Source organism: Streptomyces sp. TLI_146 (genome assembly GCF_002846415.1).
Lineage (GTDB): Bacteria > Actinomycetota > Actinomycetes > Streptomycetales > Streptomycetaceae > Streptomyces.
Genome location: NZ_PJMX01000001.1, coordinates 3,110,412 through 3,130,872, shown reverse-complemented (window position 1 = coordinate 3,130,872; position 20,461 = coordinate 3,110,412). Strand labels below are relative to the sequence as shown.

General features: G+C 69.9%; 18 protein-coding genes and 1 riboswitch. Of the genes, 13 read left to right on the top strand and 5 right to left on the bottom strand.

Annotated features, from left to right (window positions below):
* Window positions 1-38 precede the first annotated feature (38 nt).
* Together BX283_RS14265 and BX283_RS14260 are read left to right on the top strand one after the other, a co-directional pair.
* Window positions 39-1,319, top strand: coding sequence for a sensor histidine kinase (locus BX283_RS14265; protein ID WP_257582782.1), 1,281 nt, complete (start codon window positions 39-41; stop codon window positions 1,317-1,319).
* On the top strand, window positions 1,316-2,005 hold the full coding sequence (locus tag BX283_RS14260; RefSeq protein WP_101387998.1) for a response regulator transcription factor: 690 nt from the start codon (window positions 1,316-1,318) through the stop codon (window positions 2,003-2,005). The genes BX283_RS14265 and BX283_RS14260 overlap by 4 nt, the downstream gene beginning before the upstream one ends.
* 493 nt (window positions 2,006-2,498) lie before the next feature.
* Here the strand turns inward: BX283_RS14260 and nadA are convergent, their stop codons facing one another.
* Entirely contained in the window at window positions 2,499-3,686 is a 1,188-nt protein-coding gene (gene nadA / locus BX283_RS14255; protein ID WP_101387997.1) for a quinolinate synthase NadA, read from the bottom strand.
* A 341-nt stretch (window positions 3,687-4,027) separates the two neighbouring features.
* Here nadA and BX283_RS14245 point away from each other — a divergent pair, with 341 nt between their 5' ends.
* On the top strand, window positions 4,028-4,384 hold the full coding sequence (locus BX283_RS14245; protein WP_101387995.1) for an iron-sulfur cluster assembly accessory protein: 357 nt from the start codon (window positions 4,028-4,030) through the stop codon (window positions 4,382-4,384).
* 78 nt (window positions 4,385-4,462) lie between these two features.
* On the opposite strand, the gene BX283_RS14240 is transcribed toward BX283_RS14245, so the two are convergent.
* Together BX283_RS14240 and BX283_RS14235 are read right to left on the bottom strand one after the other, a co-directional pair.
* The gene (locus BX283_RS14240; protein WP_101387994.1) at window positions 4,463-6,013 is read right to left on the bottom strand and encodes a hypothetical protein; all 1,551 of its coding nucleotides are present in this window, start codon (window positions 6,011-6,013) and stop codon (window positions 4,463-4,465) included.
* A 133-nt stretch (window positions 6,014-6,146) separates the two neighbouring features.
* Window positions 6,147-6,344: a hypothetical protein gene (locus BX283_RS14235; protein WP_101387993.1), complete on the bottom strand. Its 198-nt coding sequence runs from the start codon at window positions 6,342-6,344 to the stop codon at window positions 6,147-6,149.
* A gap of 140 nt (window positions 6,345-6,484) precedes the next feature.
* Between BX283_RS14235 and BX283_RS14230 the strand changes: the two genes are divergently transcribed.
* Entirely contained in the window at window positions 6,485-7,459 is a 975-nt protein-coding gene (locus BX283_RS14230) for a carbohydrate kinase family protein (protein ID WP_101387992.1), read from the top strand.
* A gap of 306 nt (window positions 7,460-7,765) precedes the next feature.
* Here BX283_RS14230 and BX283_RS14225 read toward each other — a convergent pair whose 3' ends face one another.
* Window positions 7,766-9,148 (bottom strand): cysteine desulfurase/sulfurtransferase TusA family protein, encoded by a 1,383-nt coding sequence (locus tag BX283_RS14225; protein WP_101387991.1) that lies wholly within the window; start codon window positions 9,146-9,148, stop codon window positions 7,766-7,768.
* Between the two features lie 413 nt (window positions 9,149-9,561).
* Between BX283_RS14225 and coxB the strand changes: the two genes are divergently transcribed.
* The 4 genes from coxB to BX283_RS14205 all read left to right on the top strand — a co-directional run bounded on the left by coxB (window position 9,562) and on the right by BX283_RS14205 (window position 14,077).
* Window positions 9,562-10,533, top strand: coding sequence for a cytochrome c oxidase subunit II (coxB, locus tag BX283_RS14220; RefSeq protein ID WP_101387990.1), 972 nt, complete (start codon window positions 9,562-9,564; stop codon window positions 10,531-10,533).
* Window positions 10,530-12,266 (top strand): cytochrome c oxidase subunit I, encoded by a 1,737-nt coding sequence (ctaD, locus tag BX283_RS14215; RefSeq protein WP_101387989.1) that lies wholly within the window; start codon window positions 10,530-10,532, stop codon window positions 12,264-12,266. Before coxB ends, ctaD begins: the two co-directional genes overlap by 4 nt.
* A complete protein-coding gene (locus BX283_RS14210) occupies window positions 12,263-12,661 on the top strand; it encodes a cytochrome c oxidase subunit 4 (protein WP_101387988.1) in 399 nt (132 codons plus the stop codon). Before ctaD ends, BX283_RS14210 begins: the two co-directional genes overlap by 4 nt.
* A gap of 162 nt (window positions 12,662-12,823) precedes the next feature.
* Window positions 12,824-14,077, top strand: a complete 1,254-nt coding sequence (locus BX283_RS14205; RefSeq protein WP_101387987.1) for an Ig-like domain-containing protein — start codon at window positions 12,824-12,826, stop codon at window positions 14,075-14,077.
* A 19-nt stretch (window positions 14,078-14,096) separates the two neighbouring features.
* Here the strand turns inward: BX283_RS14205 and BX283_RS14200 are convergent, their stop codons facing one another.
* A complete protein-coding gene (locus BX283_RS14200) occupies window positions 14,097-14,513 on the bottom strand; it encodes a response regulator transcription factor (RefSeq protein ID WP_101387986.1) in 417 nt (138 codons plus the stop codon).
* Window positions 14,514-14,691: 178 nt separating this feature from the next.
* On the opposite strand from BX283_RS14200, the gene BX283_RS14195 reads away from it, so the two are divergent.
* From BX283_RS14195 to trpD, 5 genes are all read left to right on the top strand, one after another.
* Complete coding sequence (locus tag BX283_RS14195) at window positions 14,692-15,312, top strand: heme-copper oxidase subunit III (RefSeq protein WP_067158287.1); 621 nt, start codon at window positions 14,692-14,694, stop codon at window positions 15,310-15,312.
* A gap of 63 nt (window positions 15,313-15,375) precedes the next feature.
* The gene (locus BX283_RS14190) at window positions 15,376-16,185 is read left to right on the top strand and encodes a c-type cytochrome (RefSeq protein ID WP_101387985.1); all 810 of its coding nucleotides are present in this window, start codon (window positions 15,376-15,378) and stop codon (window positions 16,183-16,185) included.
* Window positions 16,182-17,231, top strand: a complete 1,050-nt coding sequence (locus BX283_RS14185; protein WP_101387984.1) for a ubiquinol-cytochrome c reductase iron-sulfur subunit — start codon at window positions 16,182-16,184, stop codon at window positions 17,229-17,231. Before BX283_RS14190 ends, BX283_RS14185 begins: the two co-directional genes overlap by 4 nt.
* Window positions 17,228-18,856, top strand: a complete 1,629-nt coding sequence (locus BX283_RS14180; RefSeq protein ID WP_101387983.1) for a cytochrome bc complex cytochrome b subunit — start codon at window positions 17,228-17,230, stop codon at window positions 18,854-18,856. Before BX283_RS14185 ends, BX283_RS14180 begins: the two co-directional genes overlap by 4 nt.
* 134 nt (window positions 18,857-18,990) lie before the next feature.
* Complete coding sequence (gene trpD, locus BX283_RS14175) at window positions 18,991-20,055, top strand: anthranilate phosphoribosyltransferase (RefSeq protein WP_101387982.1); 1,065 nt, start codon at window positions 18,991-18,993, stop codon at window positions 20,053-20,055.
* A gap of 98 nt (window positions 20,056-20,153) precedes the next feature.
* Window positions 20,154-20,271: riboswitch (SAM riboswitch) on the top strand.
* The last annotated feature ends 190 nt before the right edge of the window (window positions 20,272-20,461 follow it).

The window sequence follows — 20,461 nt, the reverse complement described above, 5'->3', positions numbered from 1 at the left end:
CCTCCCCGCGCAGGGCGGGCCCCGTACCGTAAGGAGGCGTGACGTTCGCCCGCATCCACGGATGGCTCCGCGCCCACCCCCTCGCCGGGGACGCCGCCCTCGCCGGGGTCGTCCTCGTCTGCCTGGTCGTCGGCTCCTTCGCCGACCCGCACGGCTCCAACGGACCCGTCTTCGGGACCAGGACGCCCAGCGCGACCGCCCTCGTCCTCGCCGTGCTCGGCGCCGTCTCGCTGGTGCTGCGCCGCCGCAACCCCCTCGCGGTCCTCGGTCTGACCGGCGGGATCACCGTCGCCGACCTGCTCGCGGGCAACTCGCCCGCCCCGATCGCGATCGCCCCGGTCGTCGCGCTGTACACGGTCGCCGCGCACACCGACCGCGCCACCACCTACCGCGTCGGCATCACCACCATGGGCGTCCTCACCGCGACCGCGATGTGCTTCGGGGACGCGCCCTGGTACGCGCAGGAGAACGTCGCCGTGCTCGCCTGGACCGGCCTCGCCGCCACCGCCGGTGACGCCGTCCGCAGCCGCCGGGCCATCGTCGAGTCCATCCGCGAGCGCGCCGAGCGGGCCGAGCGCACCCGCGAGGAGGAGGCCCGCCGCCGGGTCGCCGAGGAGCGCCTGCGCATCGCCCGCGATCTGCACGACGTCGTCGCCCACCACATCGCGCTGGTCAACGTCCAGGCCGGGGTTGCCGCACACGTCATGGACAAGCGGCCCGACCAGGCCAAGGAGGCCCTCGCGCACGTACGCGAGGCCAGCCGCTCGGCGCTCAACGAACTCCGCGCCACCGTCGGCCTGCTGCGCCAGTCCGGCGACCCGGAGGCCCCCACCGAACCGGCCCCGGGCCTGGCGCTTCTGGACGATCTGCTGGCCGGTTTCCGCCGCGCCGGGCTGCCGGTCGAGCTCGCCCCCCTCGACCCGGCCGTCCGCGCCGGGCTCCCGGCGGCCGTGGACCTCGCCGCGTACCGGGTGATCCAGGAGGCGCTCACCAACGTACGCAAACACGCGGGTCCGGACGCGAAGGCCGAGGTCAGCGTGGTGCGGGTGGGGCCGAACACGGAGGTCACGGTCCTCGACAACGGCAGCGGGAACAGCGACGGCGCCGCCGGGGGCGGCGGCGGGGGCCACGGTCTGCTCGGGATGCGCGAGCGCGTCAGCGCGCTGGGCGGCACCTGCACGGCGGGACCCCGCTACGGCGGCGGCTTCCGGGTGCAGGCGATACTGCCGGTCAAGACGGCCGACACGGCCCGTACGGCGCTGACCCGCGACGCGGCGGCCGTCCGGGCGGCCGAGGGACCGGGGGAAGGCTGCGCATGACGATCAGGGTGGTACTCGCGGACGACCAGGCGCTGCTGCGCTCCGCGTTCCGCGTCCTCGTCGACTCCGAGCCGGGCATGCACGTGGTGGGCGAGGCATCGGACGGGGCCGAGGCGGTCGCCGTGGCCCGCTCCACCCGGGCCGACGTCGTCCTGATGGACATCCGGATGCCCGGTACGGACGGGCTCGCCGCGACCCGCATGATCACCGCGGATCCGGATCTCGCGGATGTCCACGTCGTGATGCTCACGACCTTCGAGGTCGACGAGTACGTGGTGCAGTCCCTGCGCGCGGGCGCCTCCGGCTTCCTGGGCAAGGGCGCCGAGCCGGACGAGCTCCTGAACGCGATCCGGATCGCGGCGGCCGGTGACGCGCTGCTCTCGCCCGTCGCCACCAAGGGCTTGATCGCCAGCTTCCTCGCGCAGGGCGGCAGTTGGGACGGCTCGGGCGAGCCGCCCGGCGCCCACGCCGAACGCCTCGCGGCCCTCACCGGCCGCGAACGCGAAGTCCTCGTCCAGGTCGCGGGCGGCCTCTCCAACGACGAGATCGCCGAACGCCTCGTGGTCAGCCCCCTCACCGTGAAGACCCACGTCAACCGCGCCATGGCCAAACTGGGCGCGCGGGACAGGGCGCAGCTGGTAGTGATCGCGTACGAGTCGGGCCTGGTACGCCCGAGGGCGGAATAGCTTTTGCCCGTGGTTTGCCTGCGGGCCGGTGGCGGGCTGGCCGCGCAGTTCCCCGCGCCCCTTTTCGGCCCGGGGTTTGTCTGCGGGCCGGTGGTGGCTTGCTCGCGCAGTTCCCCGCGCCCCTTATCGGGCCGGTGTTCGGCTGCGGGCCGTCCCCAACTGGTCGCGCAGTTCCCCGCGCCCCTGGGGGCGGTTGCGAGGCTCGGGGCGGGCGGGCTGCGCGGGGGCGTGTTCTTCGTCTGCGGGCCGGTGGTCGGCTGGGCGCGCAGTTCCCCGCGCCCCTAGAAATGCCGCTCCGCGGCAATCCCCTGGGCGCCCCGCAGGGGCGCATTTAAGGGGCGCGGGGAACTGCGCGACCAGCCCACCCTGGTCCGCAGACGAAAAGGGGGCGCAGGGGCGCAGCCCCGCTCGGGGTCCGGGGCGGAGCCCCGTGGCCGGGGAGACGGGGGTGCGGAGCACCCCCGTCCGGAAGGGCGGGCGGGTGGGCTGACCGCTACGGAAGCGCCAGCATCCGTTCCAGCGCCAGCTTCGCGAAGCTCTCCGTCTCCGCGTCCACCTGAATCTGATTGATCAGCTTCCCGTCCGCGAGAGACTCCAGCGCCCACACCAGATGCGGCAGATCGATCCGGTTCATCGTCGAGCAGAAGCAGACCGTCTTGTCGAGGAAGACGATCTCCTTGTCCTCCTCGGCGAATCGATTCGCCAGACGCCGGACCAGATTCAGCTCCGTGCCGATCGCCCACTTCGACCCGCGCGGCGCGGCCTCCAGGGCCTTGATGATGTACTCCGTCGAGCCCACGTAGTCCGCCGCGGCCACGACCTCGTGCCTGCACTCGGGGTGCACCAGCACGTTCACGCCCGGGATCCGCTCCCGTACGTCGTTGACCGAGTCCAGCGAGAACCGCCCGTGCACCGAGCAGTGGCCCCGCCACAGGATCATCTTGGCGTCGCGCAGCTCCTCGGCGGTGAGCCCGCCGTTGGGCTTGTGCGGGTTGTAGAGCACGCAGTCCTCCAGCGACATCCCCATGTCGCGGACGGCGGTGTTGCGGCCCAGGTGCTGGTCCGGCAGGAAGAGCACCTTCTCGCCCTGCTCGAACGCCCACTCCAGCGCCTTCTTGGCGTTGGACGAGGTGCAGATCGTGCCGCCGTGCTTGCCCGTGAAGGCCTTGATGTCGGCGGAGGAGTTCATGTACGAGACGGGCACGACCTGCTCGGCGATCCCCGCCTCGGTCAGCACGTCCCAGCACTCGGCGACCTGCTCGGCCGTGGCCATGTCGGCCATGGAGCAGCCGGCGGCCAGGTCGGGCAGGACGACCTTCTGGTCGTCCGAGGTCAGGATGTCCGCGGACTCGGCCATGAAGTGCACACCGCAGAAGACGATGTACTCCGCCTCCGGCTTCGCGGCGGCGTCCCGGGCCAGCTTGAAGGAGTCACCGGTGACGTCGGCGAACTGGATGACCTCGTCGCGCTGGTAGTGGTGGCCGAGCACGAAGACCTTGTCCCCGAGCTTCTCCTTGGCCGCGCGGGCCCGCGCCACCAGGTCCGGGTCGGACGGGGACGGCAGGTCGCCGGGGCACTCCACGCCGCGCTCGCTCTTCGGGTCGGCCTCGCGGCCGAGCAGCAGCAGGGCGAGCGGAGTCGGCTGGACATCCAGGGGCTGGGCGGTGGTCACGTCACGCACCCTTTCTCTTCTGCAGACGAGTTTTCGTCTAAATGACGCTATCTATCATAACTGCTTCACGTCAGTTTGACGATGGCCATAGCGTCGATGTGACACATCCCCTTCGCGCCCCTGCGCATCCGTTTCGCGTCGCTTTGCTCTCGCTCCGCCCCACTGCCCCCGGCTGTCCCGCCCCCTGTCCCGCGGTTGTCCACAGGTCTTTTCCGGCTCGCGCCGGGGTGTGCGAGCATGAAGGTGAGCCAAAGCACGGCCAAGGCAGACGCACGGCCCGGAATGAATCCGGGGCCCCGCCGGTTTCCACCGTCGGCAAGCAGTCTCCGTACAACCCGGGAGAGAAGCAGATGTCCGTATCGGACGAGACCACCACTGTGAGCGACGGCATCCTCCTGTCCGACGCCGCCGCGGCCAAGGTCAAGGCCCTCCTTGACCAGGAAGGCCGGGAGGACCTGGCGCTGCGCGTCGCCGTCCAGCCCGGCGGCTGCTCCGGCCTGCGCTACCAGCTCTTCTTCGACGAGCGCTCGCTCGACGGCGACGTCGTGAAGGACTTCGGCGGAGTGAAGGTCGTCACCGACCGTATGAGCGCCCCGTACCTGGGCGGCGCCTCCATCGACTTCGTGGACACCATCGAGAAGCAGGGCTTCACGATCGACAACCCGAACGCGACGGGCTCCTGCGCCTGCGGCGACTCCTTCAGCTAAGCACTGCTGAAACACGTCGTACGTACGAGGAGGGCGGGCACCCCACAAGGTGCCCGCCCTCCTCGCATGTCCACCGGATCAGCCCTTCGGCAGCTCCTGCCCGGTGCCCGCGTCCACCACCCGACGCTCACCCAGCGTCTGGTGGAGCGTCACCGAGACCGTCTCCTTCTTGGCGATCATGGCGCAGATCTTCTTGGGGTCGTGGTGTGCGACGCCCACCGAGACCCGGACCTCCGTGCCGCTCTCGTCCGCGGTCGCCGCGTAGCTGTCGCAGACCCCGCCCCAGAAGGTCACGGTAAGCGTCCGGCCGTCCTGGCCGAGCGCGTACGAGACCAGGGCCTGGTGGCCGGTCGGTGACGAGCCGGACGGCGTCGGCAGGGGAGTGCCGGGGCCGGACGGCGCCGAGGGCGGCTTCGCCAGGTACTGCGGAGCCAGCGCCGGGGCGGTGACGGTGACCGGCTGCGTGGCGCCGGTCGGCTTCACCTCGAACAGCCACGACGGTACGAGCGCCTGCCGCCCGTCCACGTACTGCGCGGAGAGCCCGAACACCGCCTTGTCCACGGTCACCGTCGAGGGCGTGCCCTGCTTGCAGGGCTGGATGTTGCCCTGCGGGTCACTGGGCAGCTTGCGCTGCGGGTCGCTCGGCAGCGTGCCCTTGGTGGGCTCGCCCTGCGGCTGGTCCTCCAGCGGCACCGGGCCCGTGCAGTCCTTGCTCGCCGGGCGCCCCCCACCCGATCCGTTCAGCTGCTTCAGCGTCTCCTCGGCGCTCAGCACGGGGTATGTGTCGCCCTTCTCCGGCGCCTTCAACTGGCCGCTGCCGCCGACCACTTGCCCGTCGGGGCCGACCTGGACGCCGGTCGACCAGCCGTACGTGGGCAGACCGCCGATCACCGGGTCCGCGTTCACCACCCGGACCGCGCCCATCAGCTGGGACGCGGTCAGCTTGGCGTCGTCCTGGCCCAGCGCCTTGAGCACCGGGGCGGCCGCCGCCTTCGCGGCCTGCTCGCTCACCGGGGAGCCGCCCCCCGTGGGGTCGTGCTCACCGGGCGCGATGCCCTGGGCCGGGCTCGTGGAGGTGTCCGTTCCCGTGGTGTGCATCGGGCACTTGCTGCCCTTGGGGCAGTTGTCCGTACCGCCGGTGCCGTACCGGGCGAACGTCCAGCTGCCCGGCGCCTTCTGATTGACCGTCAGTACCGGGCCGCCGCCGTCCTTGGTGATCCCGGCCTTCCAGAGCGCCCCTTCCAGGCGCGGGGGACCGTCGATCCCCAGGGCCTTCGCCAGCTTCGCCACCTCGGCCTCGCCGACCGTGCCGCCGCCCGGACGGTACACCGCCGCCTTCGCCGGGCCGTCGGGAAGCTTCCCCTCGGCGCGGTAGACCACGCCGTTCGGGTCCGGTTCGCCGGGCGCGATGCCCTCCCTGCCGCTGTCCAGGCCGAGCGGCGGCGGAGTGGGGTCCCCACCCGCGCCCGCCTTGCCGTCGACGGCGGCCGAGCCGCCCGAGGCGGTGGATGCCCAGTACGCCCCGCCGCCGCCCGCGACCAGCACCGCGGCCGCGACCGAGGCGAGGACGAACGGGGACCGCCGCGTCCGCCGCTGTGGCGACTCTTCCTGCGTCTGCTCGCTGCTCACCGCATCGCTCCTGTCCAGTCGTATCCCGCATCCCCTTTACGGGGGACACGCCTTGGACGGAGCGGGGGAGCGCACGGTTCCCTCCGCGCGCTGCCCCGTCGCCCGGCCGGTCGCCCGGGCCGCTCTGCTCGGCTCAGTCGCCGTACTCGGACATGGTGGCGATCAGCCGGACCGAGTCGGGCGGCACGGACACCCCGTGGATGCGGGACGGTGGGACGGGCGCCGGCCCGGCCTCCGCCGGCACCACCCAGTGGGGCGCCATCCGCGCGCAGTCGCCGCGCAGCTGCGCGAGGCCCGGTTCGGACGCCATGACATTTCCGGTCTGCTCCATGGTTTCCATATTCCGCACCGTACGCATCAGGAACCATGCGAAAAAAGGCCTACTATTGGGTAGTTTCCGCCCTTCAGGGGAGCTGCTGCGACCCGGTAGCGTTAACTGTCAACAGTCCTCCACGCAGGAGTGTCCTAGCCGTGCGTATCGCAGTCACCGGCTCCATCGCCACCGACCACCTCATGACCTTCCCCGGCCGATTCGCCGACCAGCTGGTCGCCGATCAGCTGCACACGGTCTCCCTCTCCTTCCTCGTCGACAACCTCGACGTGCGCCGGGGCGGTGTGGGCGCGAACATCTGCTTCGGAATGGGCCAGCTCGGCACCCGGCCGATCCTCGTCGGGGCCGCCGGCTCCGACTTCGACGAGTACCGGGCCTGGCTGGACCGGCACGGGGTGGACACGAACTCGGTCCGCATCTCCGAGGTGCTGCACACCGCCCGTTTCGTGTGCACCACCGACGCCGACCACAACCAGATCGGCTCCTTCTACACCGGCGCGATGAGCGAGGCCCGGCAGATCGAGCTCCAGTCGGTGGCCGAGCGCGTGGGCGGCCTCGACCTCGTCCTGATCGGCGCCGACGACCCCGAGGCGATGCTCCGGCACACCGAGGAGTGCAAGACGCGCGGGATCCCGTTCGCGGCGGACTTCTCGCAGCAGATCGCGCGGATGTCCGGCGACGACATCCGTACGTTGCTGGAGGGCGCGAAGTACCTCTTCTCCAACGAGTACGAGAAGGGGCTCATCGAGTCCAAGACCGGCTGGAGCGACGCCGAGATCCTGGGGAAGGTCGACTACCGGGTCACCACCCTCGGCTCGCGCGGCGTGCGCATCGAGCGGGTCGGCGAGGACCCGATCGAGGTCGGCTGCGCGGAGGAGGAGGCGAAGGTCGACCCCACGGGCGTCGGCGACGCGTTCCGCGCGGGCTTCCTGTCCGGTCTGTCGTGGGGCGTCGGCCATGAGCGGGCGGCGCAGGTGGGCTGCATGCTGGCGACGCTGGTGATCGAGACGCTGGGTACGCAGGAGTACCAGTTGCGGCGCGGGCACTTCATGGATCGGTTCACGAAGGCGTATGGGGATGAGGCGGCGGCGGAGGTTCGGGCGTTCCTGGCCTAGGCCCGCCCGCCCTTTCGGTGGGGGGTACTCCGTACCCCCCACTCCCGCAGCCCCGACCGCTTCGCGGCGGGGCTGCGTGCCTTCCGAGGCCCGCTTCGCGGTGGGGCCGCCCCCAGCCGCTGCGCGGCGGGCTCGCTCCGGTCAGCCCCTTGCGGCTCGTCTCGCGGCTGCGGCCCGTCGGTGGCTGGTCGCGCAGTTCCCCGCGCCCCTTAAAACCCCCGCCGCCCCCGCCACAGGCATACGCGCCGCTCTGTCCCCGCCCCGCCCGCCGCAGGCATACGCGCCGCCGCAGGAGGGCGCCCCGCTTCACCCCACCCGCCGCACCACATACGCAGAGCCCCGCTCCCGCCGCGACTCCCCCACGTACTCCTGCCCCCGCATCTCGCACCACGCCGGGATGTCCAGGCGGGCCGCCTCGTCGTCGGCCAGTACCGTCACCGTTCCGCCCACCGGCACATCCCCGATCACCTTCGCGAGCTCGATCACCGGAATCGGGCAGCGCTTGCCCAGGGCGTCGATCGTCAGGTCGCTGCCGCCGGAGGCGGGGGAGGGGGGTGACGCCGGGGCGCCCAGCTTCTGGCGGACCGAGGAGACCACCCCCGGGAGCACCGCCAGGAAGCGGTCCACGTCGGACGACTCCGTGCCGAGCGGGAGCGAGACCCGGACGTTGCCCTCGCTCAGGACCCCCATCGCCCGCAGCACATGGCTCGGCGTGAGCGTGCTGCTCGTGCAGGAGGAGCCGGACGAGACGGAGAAGCCCTCGCGGTCCAGTTCGTGGAGGAGGGTCTCTCCGTCGACATAGAGACAGGAGAAGGTGACCAGATGGGGGAGGCGCCGCACCGGGTCCCCGACCACCTCCACGTCCGGCACCAGCTCCGGCACCCGCGCCCGCACCCGGTCCACGAGGACCCGCAGCCGTTCCGCCTCGGCGGCCGCCTCCGCCCGTACCGCCCGCAGCGACGCGGCCGCCGCCACGATCGCGGGGATGTTCTCGAAGCCGGGGGAGCGGCCCGACTCCCGCTCGTCGGCGGGGCCTTGCGGGGCGAACCGGACGCCCTTGCGGACCGCGAGCAGGCCCACGCCCGCCGGGCCGCCCCATTTGTGCGCACTCGCCGCCAGCAGCGACCAGCCTTCCTCGACCGGGCCCCACGCCAGCGACTGGGCCGCGTCCACCAGGAGCGGCACCCCGGCAGCCCGGCACGCCTCGGCCACCTCGCCCACCGGCTGCACCGTGCCGACCTCGTGGTTGGCGGACTGGAGGCAGGCCAGCGCCGTGTCGGGGCGCAGCGCGGCGGCGTACGCGGCGGGGGAGACCGCCCCGGTCCGGTCGACCGGGACCTCTGTCACCGTGCCGCCGTCCGCCTCCAGGGCCCCGCCCGCGTGCAGTACGGAGGAGTGCTCCACGGCCGACACCACCAGATGGCGGCCGACACGCCGGCGCCCGGCGAGGGAACCGTAAATTCCGGAGTGCACCGCCCGTGTCCCCGAAGTGGTGAACACGAGCTCGTCCGGACGGCAGCCGACCGCCTCGGCCGCGGCCTCCCGGGCCGCGTCGAGCAGCAGCCGGGCCCGCCGCCCCTCGCGGTAGAGCCGGGCCGGATCGGCCCAGCCCTCGTCGAGCGAGGCCTGGAGGGCCTGGCGGGCCACGGGGTGCAGGGGGGCGGAGGAGGCGGCGTCGAAGTAGGGCACGCGGCCACGCTAACGCGGGGGGAGGCCTGGCCGGGTCGTCGGTCGGCCGCGGGCCGTCGTGGGCCGGTCGCTCCCCCAAGCTCTCGACTTCGCTCGAGCAGGGGGGACCCCCATCGCGGCGGAGCCGCGGGTGTCACAGCCCCGCGCGCCTCAAGGGGGTGCCCTTGCCGCACCGCGTTCCGTGGACCCGTACAGAAAAACCCGTCAGATGCCCCACCGGAGGCCCGGATTCCACCCCTTCGGGGGCCCCGGCGGCGCGTTGGGCACCCTCCCCGCGCGACCCCAAATAGCGTCCAGTAGGGTTTGGTCCGCATAAACATCCAAACCCCTGCCCGCGGCCAGGGCGGCGACCGACCAGCGAGACGGACGGCCGTAGCCGGCCGGCGCGGGCGAGACTCTCGGGAAGGCGCTACGTGAGTCCCAACGGCTCCGACCGCTCGTCGCGGCGCCCGATGCGGCGGAAGCTGCTGCAGGTGCTGACCGCGGGCCTGGTCCTGGCTACCGCCTCCGGTTGCTCGTACAACTGGAAAGACTTCCCTCGCCTCGGTATGCCCACCCCGGTGACGGAAGAGGCTCCGCGGATCCTCTCCCTCTGGCAGGGTTCGTGGGCGGCCGCGCTCGCCACGGGCGTGCTGGTCTGGGGCCTGATCCTGTGGAGCGTCATCTTCCACCGGCGCAGCCGCACCAAGGTCGAGGTACCTCCGCAGACCCGGTACAACATGCCCATCGAGGCGCTGTACACGGTCGTCCCCCTCATCATCGTCTCGGTGCTCTTCTACTTCACCGCGCGTGATGAGTCGAAGCTCCTCGAGCTCTCCCCGAAGCCGGCCCACACCGTCAACGTGGTCGGCTACCAGTGGAGCTGGGGCTTCAACTACGTCGAGGACGTGGACGGCAACCCGGCCACGGGCGACGCCGTGAAGTCCAAGGAGCTGTCCGCCATTCCGGACCGCTTCACCAAGGACTTCCCGGCCGGCGCCGACGGCGTCTACGACGTCGGCATCCCCGGCACGCGGAACCCGCAGACCGGAAACCCCGGGCCCACGCTGTGGCTGCCCAAGGGCGAGAAGGTCCGCTTCGTGCTGACGTCCCGTGACGTCATCCACTCCTTCTGGGTGGTCCCCTTCCTGATGAAGCAGGACGTCATCCCGGGGCACACCAACTCCTTCGAGGTGACCCCGACCCAGGAGGGCACCTTCCTCGGCAAGTGCGCCGAGCTGTGCGGTGTCGACCACTCCCGGATGCTCTTCAACGTGAAGGTCGTCTCGCCGGAGCGCTACCAGCAGCACCTCAAGGAGCTGGCGGCGAAGGGCAACACCGGCTACGTGCCGGCGGGCATCGCTCAGACCGACCCCGCCAAGAACGCGGAGACGAACAAACTGTGAGCATCCTCAACGAATCCCAGGGTGCCGCGGCAGCAGACGACTCGTACGAGAACGAGCTGCCGGTCCGGCGCAAGCAGCCGGGTAACGTCGTCGTGAAGTGGCTGACCACCACTGACCACAAGACGATCGGCACGATGTATCTGGTCACGTCGTTCGCGTTCTTCTGCATCGGCGGCCTGATGGCGCTCTTCATGCGCGCCGAGCTGGCCCGTCCCGGCACGCAGATCATGTCGAACGAGCAGTTCAACCAGGCGTTCACGATGCACGGCACGATCATGCTGCTGATGTTCGCGACGCCGCTGTTCGCCGGATTCGCGAACTGGATCATGCCGCTGCAGATCGGCGCGCCCGACGTGGCGTTCCCGCGGCTGAACATGTTCGCCTACTGGCTCTACCTGTTCGGCTCGCTGATCGCGGTCGGTGGCTTCCTCACCCCGCAGGGCGCGGCCGACTTCGGCTGGTTCGCCTACTCCCCGCTGTCGGACGCGGTCCGCTCGCCGGGCGTCGGCGCCGACATGTGGATCATGGGTCTGGCCTTCTCCGGCTTCGGCACGATCCTCGGCTCGGTCAACTTCATCACCACGATCATCTGCATGCGCGCGCCCGGCATGACGATGTTCCGGATGCCGATCTTCGTGTGGAACGTCCTGCTGACCGGTGTGCTGGTCCTGCTGGCGTTCCCGGTCCTGGCCGCCGCGCTGTTCGCCCTGGAGGCGGACCGCAAGTTCGGTGCCCATGTGTTCGACGCCCAGAACGGCGGCGCACTCCTCTGGCAACACCTCTTCTGGTTCTTCGGCCATCCAGAGGTGTACATCATCGCCTTGCCCTTCTTCGGCATCATTTCCGAAGTCATCCCAGTGTTCTCCAGAAAGCCGATGTTCGGCTACATGGGCCTGGTGGGCGCGACGATCGCCATCGCCGGTCTCTCCGTGACCGTGTGGGCCCACCACATGTACGTCACCGGCGGCGTGCTCCTGCCGTTCTTCTCGTTCATGACGTTCCTCATCGCGGTGCCAACCGGTGTGAAGTTCTTCAACTGGATCGGCACGATGTGGAAGGGCTCACTGTCCTTCGAGACACCGATGCTCTGGGCCGTCGGCTTCCTGATCACCTTCACCTTCGGTGGTCTGACCGGCGTCATCCTGGCCTCGCCGCCGATGGACTTCCATGTCTCCGACTCGTACTTCGTCGTCGCGCACTTCCACTACGTCATCTTCGGCACCGTGGTCTTCGCGATGTTCTCCGGCTTCCACTTCTGGTGGCCGAAGTTCACGGGCAAGATGCTGGACGAGCGCCTGGGCAAGATCACCTTCTGGACGCTGTTCGTGGGCTTCCACGGCACGTTCCTGGTGCAGCACTGGCTCGGTGCCGAGGGCATGCCGCGTCGTTACGCGGACTACCTCGCGGCCGACGGCTTCACCGCGCTGAACACGATCTCGACCATCAGCTCGTTCCTGCTCGGTCTGTCGATACTGCCGTTCATGTACAACGTCTGGAAGACGGCGAAGTACGGCAAGAAGATCGAGGTCGACGACCCGTGGGGCTACGGCCGTTCGCTCGAATGGGCGACGTCGTGCCCGCCGCCGCGGCACAACTTCCTCACCCTGCCGCGTATTCGCTCCGAATCCCCGGCGTTCGATCTGCACCACCCTGAGATCGCGGCCCTCGACCAGCTCGAGAACCACGGTCACGGTGGCAAGGCCCTCGCCGGCGGCAAGGAGGCGGGCAAGTGAAGATCCAGGGCAAGATGTTCCTCTGGCTCTCCGTCTTCATCCTGATCATGGCCGTCGTGTACGGCGTGTGGTCGAAGGAGCCGGCCGGTGCGACCGCTCTCGTGATGGCCTTCGGCCTGAGCGTGATGATCGGCTTCTACCTGGCCTTCACGGCCCGGCGGGTCGACGCGGGCGCGCAGGACGACAAGGAGGCCGATGTCGCGGACGACGCCGGTGAGCTGGGATTCTTCTCCCCGCACAGCTGGCAGCCGCTCTCGCTGGCGGTCGGTGGCGCGCTCGCGTTCCTGGCCATCGCGATGGGCTGGTGGCTGCTGTACTTCTCGGCGCCGCTGATCCTCATCGGTATCTACGGCTGGGTGTTCGAGTACTACCGCGGCGAGAACCAGAACCAGTAGGTCCTCGCACGTACCTGTGAAAGGGCCCCGCGGCTCCGACGAGCCGCGGGGCCCTTTCGCGTACCCGGGGCCCGTGCGGGCCCCGTTGGGCCGTCGGGGGAGCGCCGCCCGTTTGCAGTCCTCCGGCGCGCCGAACCCGCCCGCGCTTCATAACGTGTGGTCATGAGTCACGCACCGCGTAGCCGTACCGTCCTGAGCTGCACCCTGCTGGTCATTGCCCTCGGGGCGGGCGCCGGCGCGTGCGGCCGCTCCGACAGCAACCCGCTCTCGGCCAAGCCGTACGACGCGGCCGGCCAGATCGCGTACAACGGCCCGGCGGGCAGCGCGAAGGCGGATCCGGACCGGCCCCTGGAGATCACCGCCAGGGGCGGCCGCGGGCGCATCACGGACGTGATGGCCCTGGACGCCGCGGGGCGGTATCTGGCGGGCGAGCTGGACGGCGACGGGAACCGCTGGCACTCCACGGCCCCGCTGGTCGCGGGCACCCACTACACGGTGGTGGTCTCCACGGAGGACTCGGACGGGGCTCCAGGGCGCCGTACGCTGACGTTCGACACGAGCGCGCCCAAAGACGTCGTGAAGGTCGAATTCGGCCCGGACGCGGGCAAGTACGGCGTCGGGCAGCCCATCACGGCGGAGCTGAGCAAGCCGGTCAAGGACAAGGCGGCCCGGGCGATCGTCGAACGCGCCCTGAAGGTCGAGTCCACGCCCTCGGTGGAGGGCGCCTGGTACTGGGTCGACGACAAGACGCTGCACTACCGGCCCAAGGAGTACTGGCCCACCAACGCGACCATCAGGGCCTCCTCGCGCCTGGAGGGCGTCAGGATCGCGGACAAGCTGTACGGCGGCCCCGCGCACCCCCTGAAGATCACCACGGGCGACCGCATCGAGGCCATCACGGACGCGTCCTCGCACTACATGACGGTCAAACGCAACGGAGAAGTGATCAATACCATTCCGGTGACCACCGGAAAGCCGGGCTTTTCCACCCGAAACGGCGTCAAGGTGGTGCTGGGCAAGCAGTACTTCGTACGGATGCGCGGGGAGACCGTCGGTATCTCCTCCAGCAGCGCCGACGCGTACGACCTGCCGGTCTACTACGCGACGAGGGTCACCTGGAGCGGCGAGTACGTGCACGCGGCGCCCTGGTCGGTGGGCTCGCAGGGCTCCGAGAACGTCAGCCACGGCTGTACGGGCATGTCCACCGGGAACGCCGCCTGGTTCTACGAGAACGTGACCGAGGGCGACATCGTCAAGGTCGTCAACAGCATCGGCGAGGACATGACGCCCTTCGACAACGGCTTCGGCGACTGGAACGTGGACTGGGACAAGTGGCGCAAGGGCAGCGTGCTCCAGGCCGACCTGAAGGCCGGGCAGAGCAAACTGAACTCCGCCCGGCTGCGGCCGCAGGTCTAGGGCCTGCGCGGTGGGGGGATCAGGCCCGGGTGGCCACGGCGCCGTCGGGGCGCCGCGAACGGATCAGGGCGGCCAGTGCGGCCGCGAACTCGACCGGCTCGACCGGGAGGGTCACCGCGGCGTCCGCACGGCTCCAGGTGGCCAGCCAGGCGTCCTGCGGGCGCCCGATGAGCAGCAGCACCGGCGGGCACTCGAAGATCTCGTCCTTGATCTGCCGGCAGATCCCCATGCCGCCGGCCGGGACGGCCTCCCCGTCCAGGACGCACACGTCGATGCCGCCGCGGTCCAGCTCCTTGAGGACGGCGTGCGGCGTGGCGCACTCCAGGAAGGTCACCGGGGGAACGTCGGAGGCGGGCCTGCGTCCGGCGGCGAGCCGCACCTGCTCACGGGTGTTCGCGTCGTCGCTGTAGACAAGTACGGTGGCGCTCGACTGCATTGTTCCTCCGATTCGACGGCGGTACGGGCTCGGGAGCCGATGCGCGGATGCTACTCCGTCCGACACCGTGTCAACACCGGTTCGGCGAGCGCCCGGATGGGCCGTTCGGGCAGGACACGGGGTGCGGACACACCGAACGGCACCCCCCGGAGTGAGCGCGAGATAAGCGACCGACATAATGTCGGTCGTGGCGACAGCAACGACAGTAGAAACCGGGCACGCGCACCCGTCGGTCAATCGGCCGAACCTCACCAGCGTCGGAACCATCATCTGGCTGAGTTCCGAGCTGATGTTCTTCGCGGCCCTCTTCGCGATGTACTTCACCCTGCGATCGGTGACGGGTGCCGAGCACTGGAAGGAAATGGCGTCCTCGCTGAACCTTCCGTTCTCGGCGACGAACACCACGATCCTGGTGCTCTCCTCCCTCACGTGCCAGCTCGGCGTCTTCGCCGCCGAGCGGGGCGACGTGAAGAAGCTGCGCACCTGGTTCACGATCACGTTCGTGATGGGTGCGATCTTCATCGGAGGCCAGGTCTTCGAGTACACCGAGCTGGTGAAGAAGGACGGCCTCTCGCTGTCCTCCGACCCGTACGGCTCGGTGTTCTACCTGACCACCGGCTTCCACGGTCTGCATGTGACGGGCGGTCTGATCGCCTTCCTGCTGGTCCTCGGCAGGACCTACGCGGCCAGAAGGTTCACCCACGAGCAGGCGACCGCCGCCATCGTCGTGTCCTACTACTGGCACTTCGTCGATGTCGTCTGGATCGGCCTCTTCGCCACGATCTACCTGATCAAGTAATCGGGCCCGCAGACCCGACACCATCCCGCATCGACGCAGAAGATCCTGACACCGGGGTAATCCGTGAAAAAGCTCTCCGCACGACGACGCCATCCGCTGGCGGCGCTCGTCGTCCTACTCCTCGCGCTGGCGGCCACCGGGGGGCTGTACGCCGCGTTCGCGCCCGCGGACAAGGCGAAGGCCGACGAAACCGCCCAGTCCCTCGCCATTGACGAGGGCAAGAAGCTCTACTCCGTCGGCTGCGCCAGCTGCCACGGAACCGGCGGTCAGGGCACCTCTGACGGCCCGTCCCTGGTCGGCGTAGGCTCCGCCGCCGTGGACTTCCAGGTCGGCACCGGCCGGATGCCGGCGCAGCAGCCCGGCGCCCAGGTGCCGAAGAAGAAGGTCATCTACTCGCAGGCCGAGATCGACCAGCTCGCCGCGTACGTCGCCTCCCTCGGCGCCGGCCCGATCAAGCCGACCGAGAAGCAGTACAGCCCGGAAGGCGCGGACATCGCCAAGGGTGGCGAGCTGTTCCGTACCAACTGCGCCCAGTGCCACAACTTCTCCGGCAAGGGCGGTGCGCTGACGCACGGCAAGTACGCCCCCAGCCTGGAGGGCGTGGAACCGAAGCACATCTACGAGGCCATGCAGACCGGCCCGCAGAACATGCCGTCGTTCCCCGACACGACGATGCCGCAGAAGCAGAAGCAGGACATCATCGCGTACCTGGACGCCGTGAACAGTGAGAAGACGGCGAGCCCCGGTGGTCTCTCGCTCGGTGGCCTCGGCCCCGTCAGCGAGGGTCTGTTCGCGTGGATCTTCGGCCTCGGTGCCCTCATCGCAGTCGCCATCTGGATCGCGGCCCACTCCGCTAAGGCCAAGAAGTCATGAGTAGCCAAGACAATTCCGAGAACCTGCCCAGCGAGCAGGACCCCGAGCACGGCTCGGTCGAGCGCGCCCGCGACCCGTTCGCGGACCCGGGCCTTCCGCCCCACAAGCCGCGCGTCCAGGACATCGACGAGGCGGCCGCCAGGCGCTCCGAGCGCGTGGTCGCCGGTCTCTTCATGCTCTCGATGGTCGCGACGGTCGCCTTCATCGCGTCCTTCGTGATCTTCCCGATCGACAAGATCGTCTACATCTTCCCGTTCGGGCACGTCAGCGCGCTCAACTTCTCCCTGGGTCTGACCCTGGGCGTCGCGCTGTTCGCCATCGGCGCCGGCGCGGTCCACTGGGCCCGCACGCTGATGTCCGACGAGGAGATGTCGGACGAGCGCCACGAGATCGCGGCGCCGCCGGAGGTCCGCGAGAAGGTCATGCAGGACTGGGCGGACGGCGTCCGCGAGTCCGGCTTCGGCCGCCGCAAGCTGATCCGCAACACCATGTACGGCGCGCTGGCCATGGTGCCGCTCGCCGGTGTGGTGCTCCTGCGCGACCTGGGCACCCTGCCCGAGGACAAGCTGCGCAAGACGATGTGGGCCAAGGGCAAGGCCCTCATCAACATGAACACCAACGAGCCGCTGCGTCCGGAAGACGTCGCGGTCGGCTCGCTGACCTTCGCCAAGCCCGAGGGCCTGGAGGAGGACCAGCACGACTTCCAGACCCAGATCGCCAAGGCGGCCCTGATGATCGTCCGGCTCCAGCCGGAGAACATCAAGGACAAGCGCGAGCTGGAGTGGTCGCACCAGGGCATCGTGGCGTTCTCGAAGATCTGCACCCACGTCGGTTGCCCGATCAGCCTGTACGAGCAGCAGACCCACCACGTGCTCTGCCCGTGCCACCAGTCCACCTTCGACCTCTCCGACGGGGCCCGCGTCATCTTCGGCCCGGCCGGTCACGCTCTGCCGCAGCTGCGGATCGGCGTGAACAGCGAGGGTTACCTCGAAGCGCTCGGCGACTTCGAAGAGCCCGTCGGTCCTGCCTTCTGGGAGCGCGGATGAGCACCACCACGACTGACGAACGGCGCGAGGCCGGGAACGGCGAGAAGTTCGCCGACTGGGCCGACGGCCGGCTGGGGATCTACACCCTGGCCAAGACCAACATGCGCAAGATCTTTCCGGACCACTGGTCCTTCATGCTCGGCGAGATCTGCATGTACAGCTTCATCATCATCATCCTCACGGGTGTGTATCTGACGCTGTTCTTCCACCCGAGCATGAACGAGGTCGTCTACGACGGCTCCTACGTTCCGCTCCAGGGCGTGCAGATGTCCGAGGCGTTCAACTCGACCATGCACATCAGCTTCGATGTGCGCGGTGGTCTGCTGATCCGGCAGATCCACCACTGGGCGGCGCTGATCTTCCTCGCCGGCATGTTCGTGCACATGATGCGTGTCTTCTTCACGGGCGCGTTCCGCAAGCCGCGCGAGGTCAACTGGCTCTTCGGCTTCCTGCTGTTCTTCTGCGGCATGTTCACCGGCTTCACCGGCTACTCGCTCCCGGACGACCTGCTCTCGGGCACCGGCGTCCGGTTCATGGAGGGCGCCATCCTGGGCGTGCCGGTCGTCGGCACGTACCTGTCGTTCTTCATCTACGGCGGCGAGTTCCCCGGCGGCGACTTCGTGGCCCGGTTCTACTCGGTCCACATCCTGCTGCTGCCCGGCATCATGCTCGGCCTGATGATCACTCACCTGATCCTGGTCTTCTACCACAAGCACACCCAGTTCGCGGGCCCCGGCCGCACCAACAAGAACGTCGTGGGCGCGCCGCTGCTGCCCGTCTACACGGCCAAGGCCGGTGGCTTCTTCTTCCTGGTGTTCGGTGTCATCGCGATCATCGCGGCGATCGCCTCGATCAACCCGATCTGGGAGATCGGCCCGTACCGCCCGGACCAGGTGTCGACCGGCGCCCAGCCCGACTGGTACATGGGCTTCGCCGAAGGCCTCATCCGAGTGATGCCGGGCTGGGAGATCAACCTGTGGGGCCACACGCTGGTCCTCGGTGTGTTCATCCCGCTGGTGATCTTCCCGCTGGTGCTCTTCGCGATCGCGGCCTACCCGTTCATCGAGGCCTGGATCACCAAGGACACCCGCGAGCACCACATCGCCGACCGTCCGCGCAACGCTCCCGTCCGCACCGGCATCGGTGTGGCGTGGGTGACCGCGTACATGGTGATGCTGGTCGGCGGTGGCAACGACCTGTGGGCGACCAACTTCCACCTGTCGCTCAACGCCATCACCTGGTTCGTCCGGATCGCGTTCTTCGTCGGCCCGGTCGTCGCGTTCATCATCACCAAGCGGATCTGCCTGGGCCTCCAGCGCCGGGACGCCGAGAAGGTGCTGCACGGTCGCGAGACCGGCATCATCAAGCGGCTGCCGCACGGTGAGTTCGTCGAGGTCCACGAGCCGCTCGACGCCGGTCAGCTCTACAAGCTCACCGCGCACGAGCAGACCCGCCCGGCCGAGCTGCCCGCGGCCGTCGACGAGAACGGTGTCAAGCGCAAGGTCTCCGCGATGGAGAAGCTGCGCGTCAAGCTCCACAAGGGTTACTTCGGCGAGCAGAGCCAGATCGCCAAGCCGACCGCGGAGGAGTACGAGGAGATCACCAGCGGCCACGGCCACCACTGATCCCCTCCTAGCGAGACCGCTGTACGCCACACAGCACAGGGCCCCGTCCAGGCGATGGACGGGGCCCTTCGCCGTCCCCCGGGCTGGATAGGGTGTTCCCATCCCATATCCGTCGATGGACCCAGGAGCGGACCATGAACGTTGTGACCCCGGTTGGCGGCGACAGCGTGGCGGCCTACTCCTGGCCGGGCGTACTGGACGCGCTGCTCAACGGCACCGACCAGAGCGCCGAGGCGACCGCCTGGGCGATGGACTCGATCATGCGCGGCGAGGCGACCGACGCGCAGATCGCCGGCTTCGCCGTGGCCCTGCGGGCCAAGGGCGAGACCGTCACCGAGATCAGCGGCATGGTCCGCGCGATGTACGAGCACGCCAACCTGATCGAGGTGCCCGGCCGGACCGTGGACATCGTCGGCACCGGCGGCGACGGCGCCAAGACCGTCAACATCTCCACCATGTCCTCGATCGTGGTGGCGGGCACCGGCGCCAAGGTCGTCAAGCACGGCAACCGGGCCGCGTCCTCGGCCAGCGGCGCCTCCGACGTCCTGGAGAAGCTCGGCGTCAACCTGGACCTCACGCCCCGGCAGGTGGTCCAGGTCGCCGAGGAGGCGGGCGTCACCTTCTGCTTCGCCGTGAAGTTCCACCCCGCCCTGCGGTACGTCGCCGCCGCGCGCCGCGAGCTCGGCATCCGCACCACCTTCAACTTCCTCGGTCCGCTCACCAACCCGGCCCGGGTCAAGGCTCAGGCCACCGGCGTCGCCGACGCGCGCATGGCGCCGATCGTGGCCGGGGTGCTCGCCGAGCGCGGCTCCTCCGCGCTGGTGTTCCGCGGCGACGACGGCATGGACGAGCTGACGACCACCGCGACCTCCCGGGTCTGGGTGGTACGGGACGGGGCCGTGCGCGAGGAGGCGTTCGACCCCAGAGACGTGGGCATCGACCTGGTGCCGGTGGAGGCGCTGCGCGGCGCGGACGCCTCGTACAACGCGGACGTCGCCCGCCGGCTCCTCGGCGGCGAGACGGGGCCGGTGCGGGACGCGGTGCTGCTCAACTCGGCGGCGGCGCTCGTCGCGCTCGACCCGGGCCCGGGGAGCCTGGAGGAGCAGATCCGGGCCGGGATCGCCCGGGCGGCCGAGGCGATCGACTCCGGGGCGGCGCGGCGGGCCCTGGAGCGGTGGGTGGCCGCGAGCAACGCCTGATCGAGGGCGTGCCGGTGCAGGCAGTGTGACGCAAGGCGCAGTCCGGCATCCGGACCGCGCCTTGCGCGTACGCGGACGTATGGCAGGATGCTTTCCAAGGTCATGAGTGACAGCGACTACGGCCCCGGCCCGCTGTCCGGCAACCCTCCGTCCGTGGCGGGGTGCCCCGGGTGAAGACCAGGTCGCAGGCAGCGAGGTCTGCGGCAAGCGCGGACCCCTGCGCACTCCGTTCGGAGTGGCGCGCCCCTGGGGTCCTGGTCCTCAAGGGAGCAGTCTCGTGAGCAAGCGAATGCGATAGGGCCCTTCGGCCCCTTTTTCTGTACACCTCCGCGGGCCCTTTCCGCCCGTGTTTCGAGGTCGACCCCCGTGCATCCGGCGCCGGTCGGGCCGCCGCCGTGTCGTGCCG